This window comes from Burkholderia puraquae (genome assembly GCF_002099195.1).
In the GTDB taxonomy this organism is placed as follows: domain Bacteria; phylum Pseudomonadota; class Gammaproteobacteria; order Burkholderiales; family Burkholderiaceae; genus Burkholderia; species Burkholderia puraquae.
The window spans coordinates 76,949-91,454 of sequence record NZ_NBYX01000023.1; the positions used below are offsets into that span (position 1 = coordinate 76,949).

A 14,506-nucleotide genomic window follows, 5' to 3' on the forward strand; every position below is an offset into this window, starting at 1 on the left:
TACGGCGCTGTGCGTGCGCGAAGGATGATCGCCGGATGACGGAATTGTCATGAAACGCCGGTCATCTTTCGGCCATGTCGTCGTCACCGCGGCAGCGATAAGCTGCGGCCGTCTTGTCCCCGGATCGCGCCGTCGCGGCGTGCGCCGGCCCGTCCGGTCGTTGCCTGCCTGATTCCCTATCCATGTCGTACTGGCGCAAATTCGTCGTCGTCGTGCTGCTGGCGCTGAGCCTGCCGATCCAGTCGTTCGCGACGGTTTCGATGCCGTGCGCAGGGGTTGTCGCGCCGCACGCGGAAGATGCGGCGCACACGATGCCGGTCGCGCAGGATGGCCATCGCGACCACGGCGGCCACGCCCGGCATGCGCCGGCGTGTTCCGCCTGCGTGTCCTGTTGCTTCGGCACCGGCATGTCGGGTGTGCCTGCGGTACCCGCCGCGGCGGACGTCCGCGTCGCGATCCTCTCGCCTCCGCTCTCGGCCGTGATGGTGTCGTTCCTGACCGGCGGCATCGACAGGCCGCCGCGCGGGCCTCTCGTCTAGATCCCGCCCGCGGCCCCGGCCGGCCGCGCTCTGCAATCCGCTCCGGCGGCGGTGCCCATGCCGCCGGACGACTCACGACGAGATTCATTCATGCGATTGATTACTGCGGCGCTGCTTGGCGCGGCGGCCCTCGTGCCGTCGCTCGCGCCTGCGCAAACCCAGCTGCCCGATCCGGCGGACGCCGGCGCGTCGGTGCCGGATGTCACCGTGAGGTCCGCATTCGACGGCTACCGGCCGTATCGGGACGACGAAGGCCCGGGCTGGAAACAGCTGAACCGCGACGTGATGGAACGGCCTGCGAAGGGACGAGCGACCGGTCGCGCGACCGGCGGCGGTACCCATTCGATGCACGAGGGGGCCGCGCAATGACGATGCTTGCGATATCGCCGAGGATCGGTGCGGTTGCGGCCGTGCTCGCCTTCCTCGCGGGCTGCACGACGTTTTCGAAGGACGGCGGGTTCGACGCGGTGTCGTCCGCGGCGTCGGAACGCATCGGGAAAGACGCGGTCGTGGTCAGGACCGACGCCGACCGCGAAGCCGTCGACAAGCGCACGAAGGAACTGCTTGCCAGGCCGTTGTCGATGGACGACGCGGTGCAGGTCGCGCTGCTGAACAACCGTGGCCTGCAGGCCTCATACGCGGAACTGGGGTTGTCGGAAGCCGATCTCGTCCAGGCCGGCCGGCTGCCGAACCCGCGTTTCGCGTTCAGCCGCACCCGCGCCGGCGATGGCGAGCTGACGCTCGGGCGCACGTTCTCGGCGAACGTGTTCGCGCTGCTGACGATGCCGCTCGCGACGAACATCGAACGCCGCCGCTTCGAGCAGACCAAGCTCGAAACCGCCGACGCGATGCTGAAGGTCGCGGCCGATGCGCGCCGCGCATACGTCGAGGCCGTCGCTGCCGAGCAGGCTGCGAACTATGCGCAACAGGTGCGCGACGCCGCGAGTGCGGCCGCCGAACTCGCGCAGCGCATGCGGCAGGCCGGCAACTTCAGCCGCCTCGATTACGCGCGCGAACAGGCGTTCCATGCCGATGCGGTCGCGCAGCACGCGAAGGCGCGCCAGCAGGCCGTGGCTGCGCGCGAGAAGCTCACGCGCGCGATGGGGCTGTGGGGCGAGCGCACGCAGTACGCGCTGCCCGAGCGCTTGCCCGACTTGCCGAAAGCGCGGCCGAACCTGCCCGACCTCGAACGTTTCGCGATGAGCAACCGCTTCGACATCCAGGCCGCGAAGCTGCAGACGCAGGGCGTCGCGTCGTCGCTTGGCCTCAGCAAGGCGACGCGCTTCGTCAATGCGGTCGAGCTCGGCTACGTGAACAACTACGAGACCGGCAAGGGGCACGAGCACGGCTACGAGATCAGCGTCGAGATTCCGCTGTTCGACTGGGGCGGCGCGAAGGTCGCGCGGGCCGAGGCCGTCTACATGCAGTCGGCGAACCGGCTCGCGAAAACGGCCATCGATGCGCGCTCCGAAGTGCGCGAATCGTATGCGGCCTACGTGACCAGCTACGACGTCGCGACGCACTATCGCGACGAAGTCGTGCCGCTGCGCAAGACGATCTCGGACGAGCTGCTGCTGCACTACAACGGGATGCTCGCGAGCGTGTTCGAGCTGCTGGCCGATGCGCGCGAACAGGTCGGCGCGGTCAACGGGTACATCGATGCGCTGAAGGACTACTGGCTCGCCGAAACCGATCTGCAGATGGCGGTCGGGGGCCGGCTGCCGTCGTCGGGCGCCGTGCCGCGCACGTCGCAATCCGCCCCACCCGAATCCGCTTCAAGCGCCGACGCTGCGCCGCAGCCGGCTTCCACTCCCGCGGCGCAACCGGCGCCCGCGACGCAAACGCATCCGGAAGGTCATTGACATGGTGTCCCGTCGACAATTTCTCAGCGGCTCGGGCGCCGCGCTGCTGGGCGCCGCGATGGTCAGCAAGGCCGGCGCCGCGTCGCTGCCCGAAGCGCCCACGATGGCGAAAACCGCCACGCAGCCGCCGCTCGTGCCGCCAAACGGCCGCCCGTATACGCCCGTCGCGACGCTGAACGGCTGGACGCTGCCGTGGCGGATGAAGAACGGCTGGAAGGAGTTCCACCTGACGGCCGAGCCCGTCGTGCGCGAGATGGCGCCCGGCATGAACGCGAACCTGTGGGGCTACAACGGCCAGTCGCCGGGCCCGACGATCGAGGCCGTCGAAGGCGACAAGGTCCGCATCTTCGTGACCAACCGGCTACCGGAGCACACGACGATCCACTGGCACGGGCTGCGGCTGCCGAACGGGATGGACGGCGTCGGCGGCCTCACGCAGCCGCATATCCCGCCGGGCAAGACCTTCGTCTACGAGTTCCAGCTCGAATCGCACGGCACGTTCATGTATCACCCGCACGCCGACGAGATGGTGCAGATGGCGATGGGGATGATGGGCATGTTCATCGTGCATCCGAAGGACCGCGGCACGATGCCGGTCGATCGCGACTTCGTGTTCCTGCTCGCCGCATACGACATCGATCCCGGCAGCTACACGCCGCGCGTGAACGAGATGACGGACTTCAACATGTGGACGTTCAACTCGCGTGTGTTCCCGGGCATCGATCCGCTGCCGGTGCGCGCGGGCGACCGCGTGCGGATTCGGTTCGGCAACCTGACGATGACGAACCATCCGATCCACCTGCACGGCTACAGCTTCGAAGTCGCGGGCACCGACGGCGGCTGGATTCCGCCGGCGGCGCGCTGGCCGGAAGTGACGGCCGACGTCGCGGTGGGCCAGATGCGCGCGATCGAGTTCACCGCCGATCGTCCGGGCGACTGGGCGTTCCACTGCCACAAGTCGCATCACACGATGAATGCGATGGGCCACCAGGTGCCGAACCTGATCGGCGTGCCGCAGAAGGATCTCGCGCAGCGCATCGGCAAGCTGGTGCCCGACTACATGGCGATGGGCAGCACCGGCGGCGCGATGGGGGGCATGGAGATGCCGCTGCCCGACAACACGCTGCCGATGATGACGGGCACGGGCCCGTTCGGGCCGCTGGAGATGGGCGGCATGTTCACGGTCTGCAAGGTGCGGCAGGGGCTCGGCCGCAACGACTATCGCGATCCGGGCTGGTTCCGGCATCCGAAGGGCACCGTCGCGTACGAATACACCGGCGAACTGCCGGAAGGCTGAGCAGCAGCATGCGGCGGCCGTACCGATGCGGCCGCCGGTTTCATTCACTCACACGGGAGTCGACACGATGAAGAAGGGACTGGTTTCGATGGCAATGGGATGTGCGCTGGCGGTTTCCGCCGCGTCGTACGCGGCCGGCGACATGGCCGGCATGGACATGAGCGGCGGCGCGAAGCAGGAAGCCGCGGCGAAACAGGGCATGTCGCACGGTGAAATCCGCAAGGTCGATACGGCCGCCGGCAAGCTGACGATCAAGCACGGCCCGCTGGAGAACCTCGGGATGGACGCGATGACGATGGTGTTCAAGGTGAAGGACCCGGCGATGCTGTCGCAGGTCAAGGCGGGCGACAGGATCGACTTCGTCGCGGAAGACGTGGACGGCGCGCTGACCGTCGTCGAACTGAAGAAGCCGTGACGCGGAGCGTGAACATGAAGATCACGAACCTCATGCAGTTGGCCGCGATCGTCGCGACCGGTGCGATCCTCGCGGCCGCGCCGGTCGCGGCATCCGCACACGGCAAGCTGGAAAGCGCCGCACCGGCGACGGGCAGCACCGTCGACACGGCGCCCGACACGTTGCGGCTGACCTTCAACGAAGACCTCGAACCGGCATTCAGCTCGGTGAAGGTGTCGGACGCGAACGGCAACGCCGTCACGCAGGAAAAGGCGAAGGTCGATGCAGCGAACCCGCGCGTGATGACCATCGCGATGCCGAAGCTCGCGCCCGGTGCGTACACGGTGCAATGGGCGGCGATGACGGCCGACGCGCATCGCACGAAGGGCACCTATACGTTCAGGGTGAAGGGGTGAACGACGGCTTCGTCGGTCTCCTGCGGCTCGTGTCGGTAGCGATCCAGAATGCCGGGTTTGCCGTCGTCGTCGGCGCGCTGCTCGGCAGCCACTGGCTCGCGCGTGGTGTGTCGGTGTGGCAGCACGGCATCGGGCGGCGGCTCGTCGCGACGCTGCGCCTCGCGTCCATCGTATCGCTGGTCGCGAGCCTCACCGCGTTCTGGGCACATTGCGCGCTGATGAGCGAGGTGTCGTTGCTCGACGCGGGGCCGGCTGTCTGCGCGATGCTCGCGGGCACCGGGTTCGGTCATGCGTGGCTGGCCGGTGCGGCGTTCATGCTCGTCGTCGTGGTGCTGTCGTTCGTCAGGCGCACGAACGATACGCGCTTGCCGTTCGCGATGTGGGCCGCGCTTGCCTGCGTCGCGCTCGCGCGCAGCAACGGCGGGCATCCGGTGGATGCCGGACTGTTCAGCGTACCGGTGTGGATCGACTGGCTGCATCTGCTGGCGATCAGCGCATGGGTCGGGCTCGTGCTCGTGACGGCATTCGGCGTGATGCCGCGGCTCGCCGCGATGCCCGCGAGCGAGCGCACGACGGGGGCCTCGTTCGTGCAGTCGCTGTCCGATGCATCGACCTACGCGTTGATCGTGCTGTTCGCCACCGGCACGTACAACGGCTGGCGCGGCGTTGATACGCCCGGCAACCTGCTCGCGTCGACATACGGGCAGATCCTGCTGATGAAGTTGGCGCTCGTGCTGGTCGCGGCGGCGCTTGGTGGACACAACCGTTTCTTTGGGATGCCGAAGTTGCTGGCTGCGCTGAATGATCCGACGGCCGCGATGCCGGCCGGCTCGTTGAAGCGGTTCGGCACAGTGTTGCGGATCGAGGCGGTCGTGCTCGGCGGCGTGCTGATGGTCGCAGCCGTGCTCGTGTCGAGTGCGCTGCCGGGCACGGTGTAGCGCGACGCCGTCGCGCCGCGGCAGGGAGGGCACGCGGGGCCGATCGTCACGGGCACGGCGGATTATCGTCAGACGATTTCCCCGCTTTTTCAGGCACGGACGAGGTGGGTGGCGATCGCAGCGTGATAACGACAATTACATCGGCCTGTCTTTTCATTACCAAAAACTGTCATTGAGCGCCGCTAAGCTTTCGCCACCCTCACAACCGGGATTCCCCGTCATGCGCTCGACAATCCGCCTCATCCCCCCGCTATTGCTGCTCCCGGCGCTCGCTGCACCGGTTTTCGCCGCCACCGCCGCACCCGTCAGCCCGAACTGCGGCGGCAGCACGACGCCGATCGCCGACATCCAGGGGCCGGGCGCGCCGTCGCCGCTCGCCGGCCAGAACGTGTCGATCGAAGCCGTCGTCACCGCCGATTTCGGCGGCACGGACGGCTTCGGCGGCTTCTTCGTCCAGCAGGCCGATGCGCAGCGCCGCAACCAGCCGGGCGTATCCGAAGGGCTGTTCGTCTACGCACCGAAAGTGCGTGCGACAGCGGGCGACCTCGTGCACGTGACGGGCAAGGTCGAGGAGAAATACGGGCAGACGCAGCTCACGCTGTCGGGCGCGATCGCGGTGTGCGCGAACAACCAGGCCGTCACGCCCGCGACGCTCACGCTGCCGGTCGACAGCCCGAACGCGTTTGCCGCGTACGAAGGGATGCGGGTGCGCCTGCCGCAGACGCTGAACGTCACCGACAACTACGAGCTCGGCCGCTACGGCAGCGTGATGCTCAGCAACGGCCGCCTGCGCACGCCGACGAGCGTCGTGCCGCCCGCGCAGGCGCAGACGCAGATCGATGCGAACGCACGCAACCGCCTGGTCCTCGACGACGGCTCGAACAAGCAGAACCCTGCGACCGTGCCGTATCCGGCGCCGGGCCTGTCGGCCGCGAATACGCTGCGCGCGGGCTATACGGTGCGCGACGTCGAAGGCGTGCTCGAAGTGCGTTACGGCGCATGGCGCGTGCAGCCGCTGCCGGGCGCGGCCGTGCCGGCATTCGACGCACGCACGAACCCGCGCACCAACGCACCGGCGCGCGATCCGAAATCGAACCTGCGCGTCGCGTCGTTCAACGTCCTCAACTACTTCAACGGCAACGGCCTTGGCGGCGGCTTCGACGATCCGAACAACCGCGGCGCGAAGAACTTCCAGGAATTCCAGCGCCAGGAAGCGAAGATCGTCAGTGCGCTGAAGTCGATCGACGCCGACGTGATCGGCCTGATGGAAATCCAGAACAACGGCTACGGCGAACTGAGCGCGGTGCGCCAGCTCGCGGCGAAGCTCGGCAACACCTGGCGCGTCGTCGATCCGGGCGTGTCGCGCCTCGGCGGCGATGCGATCACGGTCGCGATGATCTACGACAGCCGCAAGGTCGAACCGGTCGGCCGTGCGGCGACGCTCGCGATCGACGACAAGAACCGCCAGCCGCTCGCGCAGTCGTTCCGGCTGACCGGCGGCAACAAGCAGTCGCTGACGGTCGCGGTCAACCACCTGAAGTCGAAGAACTGCCCGGACGCCACGAACGACGATCTCGACCAGGGCGACGGCCAGGGCTGCTGGAACCCGACGCGCACGCGCGCGGCGGCGAAGGTGGCCGACTGGCTCGCCGGCAACCCGACGGGCGTCGCGGGCCAGGGCGTGCTGCTGATCGGCGACTTCAACAGCTACACGTACGAAGACCCGATCCGCACGCTCGAATCGCGCGGCTACCGCAACCTCGTCGCGCGCTGGATCGGCGCGAATGCGTACAGCTACGTGTACAACGGCGAGGCCGGCTATCTCGATCACGCGCTCGCGACGCTGCCGCTCGCGTCGCACGTGAAGGCCGTGCACGAATGGCACATCAACGCGGACGAGCCGCTCGCGCTGCAGTACACGCTCGCGTACAAATCGGCGGAGCAGCAGAAGACGTTCTACGCGCCGGATGCGTATCGTTCGTCGGATCACGATCCGGTGCTGATCGATTTCGCGCTGCCGGGCGGCGGGAAGTAATCGCCGATCGGCGCGCGGCAACCGACGACGTGCGGCCGTGCTGCACGTCGTCATCCGCCCGGAAAATACCGGCCGGATACCGGGTAAATAATTCCGCCAAAGGCGATTCGAATTAATGAAATCGGTATTTTGTGGATGATGCAGTGCGCACCGGTATAACGATTAAAGAAAGGTTGAAGTGAATCGAATCCTGATGCGATGCGTGAATGCCGCCGTTCGGTCTTAATCGAGCCGGGATAATAAAAATGAAAGAAAAATCCTGTCGATCCGAAGGCTTGTCCGTCGCTGCTCGAATGCGGGAAAGGCTTCTGCGTCATGCGTGAAAAGTAAAATATTTGACGCGGCATTGCCGATAAAGCGCACCTTATGCGAATGATCCCATTTTCTTTCAAATGCCAGACACTGGCAGCCCTTCGCATCATTGCGGGATTTTTAATATCCGAATGATCTTTGACAACGCGGCGCAGCACCGCCTATTTTTGTGTTGTCGTAAATTTTAGTCATATAAAAGTTGTCCAGACTGCAGGGGGCGTCCGAGCACCATTCTCGCCAGCAGTTTGCTGTGTCTGTATCAAGTTCAGTCTCTTAGAAGTCCAATCCCCAACCGCCGACTGCCGACCGTGCAACGCGAGTGGCGGGTCGGCCTGCGCGTTTCGCAGGCGTTGGCGGCCTTTGTGAAGCGGTATCCGAACCAAAGGACAGAGATGAAACCAGACAGGAGCTGTACCGGCAGCCGCCGTGGCCGTCACGGCCGGTTGGCCGGGCTAGGTGCATTGACCGTCATGACCTTGGCGCTCGCGGCATGCGGCGGCGACGATTCGTCGTCCGTCGGCGCATCGAGCCTCGCGCAGGCCACCGCCGGCCAGCAGGCCGGCGCGCAACAGGCAGCCGCCGGCCAGACGCCGGCCAACCAGCCTTACGTCGACCCGGTCGCGTATTCGCTGAATGCGACCGACGGCCTCGCGCCCGCGCAGGTGTCCGAGAAAGCGGCCGTCATGCATTACCAGTGGAAGAGTGGCGGCACGACCGTCAACTACACGACGACCACCGGCCACCTGACCGCGCAGGACGCGAACGGCAATGCGGAAGCATCGATGTCGTATGTCGCGTACACCGCGCCGAGCACGAACGGCAAGCCGCGCCCCGTCACGTTCGTCTATAACGGCGGCCCCGGCTCGTCGTCGATCTGGCTGCGGCTCGGCTCGTTCGCGCCGACCCGCGTGGCCACGCCCGATCCGCTGTTCGGCAGCAACTGGCCGAACTATCCGCTCGTCGACAATGCGGAGAGCCTGATCGACACCACCGACCTCGTGTTCATCGACCCGCCCGGCACCGGGCTGTCGGAAGCCGTATTGCCGAACACCAACCAGAAGTACTGGGGTTCCGATGCGGACGTGAACATCATGCGCGACTTCATCCAGCGCTACCTGAACGTCAACAGCCGCGGCACGTCGCCGATCTACCTGTACGGCGAATCGTACGGCACGCCGCGTACCGACATGCTCGCGCTGGCGCTCGAATCGGCCGGCGTGCACCTGACGGGCATCGTGCTGCAGTCGGCGATCCTGAACTACTTCGCGGATGCGGTGGAAGCCGTGGCGATCACGCAGTCGACGGAGGGGCTGCTGCTCGAAACCGATACCGTGGCCGGCTACCTGCCCGGCTACGCGGCGGTCGCGGCGTACTTCAACCAGGTTTCGCCGGCACCGGCGAGCCCGGATCTGTACGCACTGCAGACGGAACTGTTCACGACGCTGATCTACAACCAGCTGCAGAAGTACTCGCAGTCGTGGGTGCTGAGCCAGCTCGGCATTCCGGATGCGCTCGGCACGCCGGTGTTCCCGAGCGATGCGACGCTCAGGCTGTGGTCGATCCCGTCGAGCCTCACGCAACAGGCGCTGCGCGGCTACTTCAACGCGAATCCGTTCGGCACGAGCCTGCTGCCCGGCACGACGATCGGCCGGTATGACGGACGCGTGTCGTTGCCGAACGCCGATCCGCGCTTGCAGAACGACGGCGACCCGTCCGACATCCTGATTTCGCAGCCGTTCACTAACGCGCTCGCGACGCAGATGCCGGACTACCTCGGCTACACCGCACCGAACGCGACCTACCTGCCGCTGAACGACAACATCATCGGCGTCTGGGACTTCACGCACGACGGCCAGCCGATGCCCGACACGATCCCCGATCTGCTCGGTGCGCTGCAGCTCAACCCGAAGCTTCGCGTGCTCGCGGAGAACGGCTTCCACGATCTCGCGACGCCGTTCTTCAACACCGAGAAGCAGCTCGCGCGGCTGCAGACGGTGAAGGGCCTGAATCCCAAGCTGCAGGTGAACTTCTTCCAGGGCGGCCACATGACCTACCTGGACGACGTCGCCCGCCCGCAGATGAAGCGGGACCTGAAGACGTTCTACAAGGGCGCGCGGATTCCGACGGCGCTGACGCTGCACACGCTGCCGCCGCCGTGGCCGGATGAAAACCCGCCCAGCGTACCGACCGGCAGCGTCCCGGGCGCGGCAGCCGCGACGACGCTGGCGGCAGCCCCCTGAGCGGCCCTGAGCGACGGACTCCTTGTCAAAGGAACCCTCTATTCATCCATTGAATGCGAGTGATCATGTCCCTAATCAATTTGATGCGGCGTATGTTTCCGTTGATCGTCCTCGGTGCCGTGACGAGCAGTGCCTATGCGTTGCCGCCGCAGGCGGTGGCGCCGGTGAAGCTGCCGCACGGCGGGCGCGGTGTCGACGGCCCGTTCTTTCCTGCCACGAAAGCGGCGCCGGTGTTGCCGTCGACCGGCGCGACCTTGCAGCAGCAGGCGCAGCGGCGTGTCGACGCGCGGCTCGGCGCCAATACGGTGCTGAGCAACGGCGCGGCCGTGACGAAGGCGCAGGCGCAGAGCAGCGGTCTCGGCTTCGTGTCGAAGCACTTCGACGAGATCGATGCGAAGCACACCGGCCGCGTGACGATGAGCGATGTGCGGCAGTTCATCCAGCAGCGGCAGGTGCAGGCGCAGCAGGAACAGCAGGACGAGTGACGTAGCAGGCAGGGCGGCGGCCGGTGCGGAATCCTTCGCACCGGCCGCCGGAAGGTGAACGTCAGGCGCTAGAGGGCCCGGCGTGCGTAGCGCTTCGCGGTGGCCGACGGCAGTTCGCCGAACATCGCGCGATAGTCCTGCGCAAAACTGCTCAGGTGCCAGAAGCCCCATTTGGTGGCGGCGGACGTCACGGAGTCGCCGAGCCGAAGCTCGCGGCGCACGTGATTCAGCCGCACGGCCCGCAGGTAGGCGATCGGGTTCAGGTTCAACGTATCGTGGAACGCATACTGCGCGGTCCGCCGGCTGATGCCGAGCTGCACGCACAGTTCGGCGATCGACAGCGGGCAGGTCGAGGCGTCCTGGAGCCGCTCCCGCACCGCATTGACCAGCGACCAGTACTTCGTCGGGCGCGCGGCCTGGGCCCCAGCCTCCGGCGTGGCGGCCGTCATCACTTCCGAGATTGCGTACAGCACGGTGCGCTCGAGCAGTTCGATCCTGTCCTGCGTCGCCACGTCGTCGATGCGCGTGCATTTTGCCGCGGCGGCCAGCGTCTGGCGCAGCAGGTCGCGCAGATGGTCGGCCGCGCCGGCCGCCATCGGGATCACCGGCGCATGGGTTTGCGCGCGCAGCGACGCGGCCACCGTGCGCATCGTCTCCGTCGACAGCTTCCCGGGCTCGATCTCGACATTCACGAGCACGTGCCGGTCGGGCGAGTAGAACTCGAATTGCGGCTGGCTCGAGAACACGTGCAGGCTGTCGCGCCCGCTCTTCTCGCCGCACAGGCGCGCGTAGCCTTCCAGCTCCAGCGGCACGGCCACGGCGATCCGCTCCGACGGCACGGCGCCTTGTTGCAGGATGACCTTGTCGAGATCCTCGACCAGCAGCTTGATGCCGCCCAGCGACATGATCGACGACGAGCCGTGAAACCGCCCGCCCGAGATCTGCGTGTAGTTCATGTTCCAGCCGTCGAACGAGCGCGCCTGTTCCTCCACGTCGGTGAACGCGCAGAACGCGACCGTGCGCGCGAACAGCGGGGCGCCGGAGAAATCGCTCGGGTGGGCAGGCGGCGTCATCGGGGGCGGGAAGGGGCTGGCCGGATCGATTCATTGTAGCCGCTTGGCACGCCGGTCAAAAAGCCGCGCCCGGCGCTGCCTCGTCAAAACCCTAACTTGCCGAAATCCGATAGTGAAAAGCGTTTCGACGCCCTACCTTTGACACGACTACAACGCCGGAGCGACATCGATGGAACTTCCCCGTGGCGGATTCTGGAGAAACTGGGTCGGCAATCAGTCGTGCGTCGCCGCGCACCTGGCGTCGCCGACCAGCGAGGCCGAGATCGCGGAACTGGTGCACACCGCGACGCGGCAGGGCAAGCATGTCCGGTGCTCGGGGTCGGGGCACTCGTTCACGCCGATCGTGGCCACCAGCGGCCTGCTGCTGTCGCTGCAGGAATACCAGGGCATCGTCGATGTCGATGAAGCGCGCAAGCGCGTGACCGTGAAGGCCGGCACCAGGATCAATGCGGTGACGCGGCACCTGAAGGCTCTCGGCCTGTCGCTCGTCAACCAGGGCGACATCGATTCGCAGGCGATCGCCGGCGCATTGGCCACCGGCACGCACGGCACGGGGACGACGCTGAGCAACCTGTCGTCGCAGGTCGTCGGGATGCGCATCGTGCGCCCGGATGGCTCGATCATGACAGTGAGCGACCGGCAGGACCTCGACCTGCTGCATGCGACGCAGGTGAACATCGGGATGTTCGGCGTGGTGTCGGAGATGACGCTGCAGGTGACCGATGCGTTCTGGCTGCACGACCGGGTGTGGCGCGAGGATTTCGAAGCGCTGATGGAGCAATACGACGACCTGGCCGCGAAGCACCGGCATTTCGGCTTCTTCTGGTGTCCGACGTCCGCCAGCCGCGATCTCTACTGCCTGCCCGACACCGCGAAGGTATCGAACTCGAAGAAGGACTACGACGTATGCGAGATCAAGGTGATGGATATCACCGACGCGCGCACGTTCCACGAAGGCGAGCACGAGAAGATTGCCTACAGCTCCGAGGTGTACGCGATCCACTACGTGCCGAACTTCCACGAGCTCGAATACGCGGTGCCCGCGCAGCACGGCAAGGAAGCGCTGCGCCGCGTGCGCGATCTCATCCTCACGAAACACCGCGACTGCATTTTCCCGGTCGAGTACCGCTTCACGAAGGGCGACCCGGCGTGGATCAGCCCGTTCAATCATCAGGACAGCGTCACCATTTCATGCTCGGGCGGCCCGAACGGCGTCGACTACTGGCCGTTCCTGAAGGACGTCGACACGATCCTGCGCGACTACGGCTCGCGTCCGCATTGGGGCAAGCTGCATTTCACAAACCGCGAGGACGTGGACCGCTGGTTCCCCAAGGCCGACGCGTTCCGCGCGCTGCGCCGCAGCGTGGACCCCGAGGGCTACTTCCTCAACGATCACTTGCGGACGCTGTTCAGTTAAGCAGACCGAACGAACCAGACTGGAGAATGACCTATGAATGTCAGGATTGACGGCCGCCTGGCCGGCAAGGTCGCCATCGTGAGCGGCGGCGCAGGCGGCTGCGGTGGCGCGGCATCCGAACTGTTTGCCGCACAGGGCGCGAAGGTCGCGATCATCGATCGCGACGGCGACGCCGCCGAAGCGCTCGCGTCCAGGCTGCGCGATGCGGGCCTGCAGGCGATTGGCCTCGGCGCCGACGTGTCGAAGCAGGCGGAGGTTCAGCAAGCCGTGGGCGCCGCGCGGGAGCAGTACGGCAATGCGGACATCCTGTTCAATCACGCGGGCACGCTGATCGTCAAACCGTTCCTCGACATCGAGGAATCGGAATGGGACTGGCTGATGGGCGTGAACGTGAAGAGCATGTTCCTGATGACGAAAGCGGTGCTGCCGCAGATGCTGGAGAAGGGGCGTGGCAGCATCGTCTGCACGTCGTCGATTTCGGCGGTGTGCGCGACGCCGGGCGAGGTGCTGTATGACGCGACCAAGGGCGCATGCCACATGTTCGCGCGGGCGATTGCGGTCGAGTATCGCGATCGCGGGATCCGTTGCAACGCGCTCGCGCCGGGGTTCATCCGCACGCCGCACGGGATGCGCGAACTCCGGGACCTGCAGGCGATGGGCGTCGACGCGACCGAGGCGGCGATCGCGGTTCAGCAAGGCCGCTTGTGCGAACCGTCGGAAGTCGCGGCCGCCGCGCTGTTCCTCGCTTCCGACGAGTCGAGTTTCGTCAACGGCACCCATCTGTTCGTCGACAACTGTTTCTCCGCCGTCTGATTTTTGATGTTCGCAAGAAGCTGAAGGGCCGGCGCGAAGCCGGCCAGATCGGCCCGTTCCGTCGAAGGTGTCGCAGCGATGCGACCCTTCGATTTTTTTTGCCTGCACGGCGCGCGGTGTGTCCTAGCGGATTGTCGGAATCCTTCTATCTGAACGAGGGCGCGTCTGATGGAATGCGAAGGCCGAACCACCATGCAGCCGGCATTCCGCGGTCACTCATTCACTCTCTTTTGATCAATCATCATGTTCAATCGCACTACCAGCACCGTTGCCAACGTCGATCCGGAACTTTTTGCAGCGATCGAGCAGGAAAACCGTCGCCAGGAAGATCACATCGAGCTGATCGCGTCGGAAAACTACACGAGCCCGGCCGTGATGGCCGCGCAGGGCTCGCAACTCACGAACAAGTACGCGGAAGGCTATCCGGGCAAGCGCTACTACGGCGGCTGCGAATACGTGGACGACGTCGAGCAGCTGGCGATCGACCGCGTGAAGCAGCTGTTCGGCGCGGAAGCCGCGAACGTGCAGCCGAACTCGGGTTCGCAGGCGAACCAGGGCGTGTTCTTCGCGATGCTCAAGCCGGGCGACACGATCATGGGCATGAGCCTCGCGCACGGCGGCCACCTGACGCACGGCTCGCCGGTGAACATGTCGGGCAAGTGGTTCAATGTGGTGAGCTACGGCC

14 protein-coding genes and 1 pseudogene are annotated in these 14,506 nt (G+C 66.2%); 13 read left to right on the plus strand and 2 right to left on the minus strand.

Annotation, left to right across the window (positions count from 1 at the left end; translation table 11 throughout):
- The first annotated feature begins 182 nt into the window (after positions 1–182).
- From B7G54_RS31390 to B7G54_RS31425, 8 genes are all read left to right on the plus strand, one after another.
- A complete protein-coding gene (locus B7G54_RS31390; RefSeq protein ID WP_085042669.1) occupies positions 183–539 on the plus strand; it encodes a hypothetical protein in 357 nt (118 codons plus the stop codon).
- Positions 540–629: 90 nt separating this feature from the next.
- Positions 630–908, plus strand: a complete 279-nt coding sequence (locus B7G54_RS31395) for a hypothetical protein (RefSeq protein WP_085042671.1) — start codon at positions 630–632, stop codon at positions 906–908.
- Positions 905–2,401 carry a TolC family protein gene (locus B7G54_RS31400; RefSeq protein ID WP_085042673.1) on the plus strand — a complete coding sequence of 499 codons (1,497 nt, stop codon included), beginning with the start codon at positions 905–907 and terminating at the stop codon, positions 2,399–2,401. The genes B7G54_RS31395 and B7G54_RS31400 overlap by 4 nt, the downstream gene beginning before the upstream one ends.
- 1 nt (position 2,402) lies before the next feature.
- Positions 2,403–3,698: a multicopper oxidase family protein gene (locus B7G54_RS31405; protein ID WP_085042675.1), complete on the plus strand. Its 1,296-nt coding sequence runs from the start codon at positions 2,403–2,405 to the stop codon at positions 3,696–3,698.
- Positions 3,699–3,765: 67 nt separating this feature from the next.
- Entirely contained in the window at positions 3,766–4,113 is a 348-nt protein-coding gene (locus B7G54_RS31410) for a copper-binding protein (protein WP_085042676.1), read from the plus strand.
- Positions 4,114–4,127: 14 nt separating this feature from the next.
- Entirely contained in the window at positions 4,128–4,508 is a 381-nt protein-coding gene (gene copC / locus B7G54_RS31415; RefSeq protein WP_085042692.1) for a copper homeostasis periplasmic binding protein CopC, read from the plus strand.
- Positions 4,505–5,446 (plus strand): copper resistance D family protein, encoded by a 942-nt coding sequence (locus B7G54_RS31420; RefSeq protein WP_085042678.1) that lies wholly within the window; start codon positions 4,505–4,507, stop codon positions 5,444–5,446. The genes copC and B7G54_RS31420 overlap by 4 nt, the downstream gene beginning before the upstream one ends.
- A 220-nt stretch (positions 5,447–5,666) precedes the next feature.
- The gene (locus B7G54_RS31425) at positions 5,667–7,481 is read left to right on the plus strand and encodes an ExeM/NucH family extracellular endonuclease (RefSeq protein ID WP_085042680.1); all 1,815 of its coding nucleotides are present in this window, start codon (positions 5,667–5,669) and stop codon (positions 7,479–7,481) included.
- A 50-nt stretch (positions 7,482–7,531) separates the two neighbouring features.
- Here B7G54_RS31425 and B7G54_RS31430 read toward each other — a convergent pair whose 3' ends face one another.
- On the minus strand, positions 7,532–7,951 hold the full coding sequence (locus B7G54_RS31430; protein ID WP_175130435.1) for a hypothetical protein: 420 nt from the start codon (positions 7,949–7,951) through the stop codon (positions 7,532–7,534).
- A 234-nt stretch (positions 7,952–8,185) separates the two neighbouring features.
- Between B7G54_RS31430 and B7G54_RS31440 the strand changes: the two genes are divergently transcribed.
- Positions 8,186–10,033 (plus strand): S10 family serine carboxypeptidase-like protein, encoded by a 1,848-nt coding sequence (locus B7G54_RS31440; protein WP_085042682.1) that lies wholly within the window; start codon positions 8,186–8,188, stop codon positions 10,031–10,033.
- Positions 10,034–10,125: 92 nt separating this feature from the next.
- A complete protein-coding gene (locus B7G54_RS31445) occupies positions 10,126–10,518 on the plus strand; it encodes a 2-oxoglutarate dehydrogenase (protein ID WP_244289451.1) in 393 nt (130 codons plus the stop codon).
- A 68-nt stretch (positions 10,519–10,586) separates the two neighbouring features.
- Here B7G54_RS31445 and B7G54_RS31450 read toward each other — a convergent pair whose 3' ends face one another.
- Positions 10,587–11,591 (minus strand): helix-turn-helix domain-containing protein, encoded by a 1,005-nt coding sequence (locus B7G54_RS31450; protein ID WP_085042684.1) that lies wholly within the window; start codon positions 11,589–11,591, stop codon positions 10,587–10,589.
- Positions 11,592–11,760: 169 nt separating this feature from the next.
- Here B7G54_RS31450 and B7G54_RS31455 point away from each other — a divergent pair, with 169 nt between their 5' ends.
- From B7G54_RS31455 to glyA, 3 genes and pseudogenes are all read left to right on the plus strand, one after another.
- On the plus strand, positions 11,761–13,008 hold the full coding sequence (locus B7G54_RS31455) for a D-arabinono-1,4-lactone oxidase (RefSeq protein ID WP_085042685.1): 1,248 nt from the start codon (positions 11,761–11,763) through the stop codon (positions 13,006–13,008).
- 33 nt (positions 13,009–13,041) lie between these two features.
- Positions 13,042–13,821: an SDR family NAD(P)-dependent oxidoreductase gene (locus B7G54_RS31460; protein WP_085042686.1), complete on the plus strand. Its 780-nt coding sequence runs from the start codon at positions 13,042–13,044 to the stop codon at positions 13,819–13,821.
- Between the two features lie 243 nt (positions 13,822–14,064).
- Positions 14,065–14,506, plus strand: a pseudogene (gene glyA / locus B7G54_RS31465) (serine hydroxymethyltransferase); the annotation flags it as partial.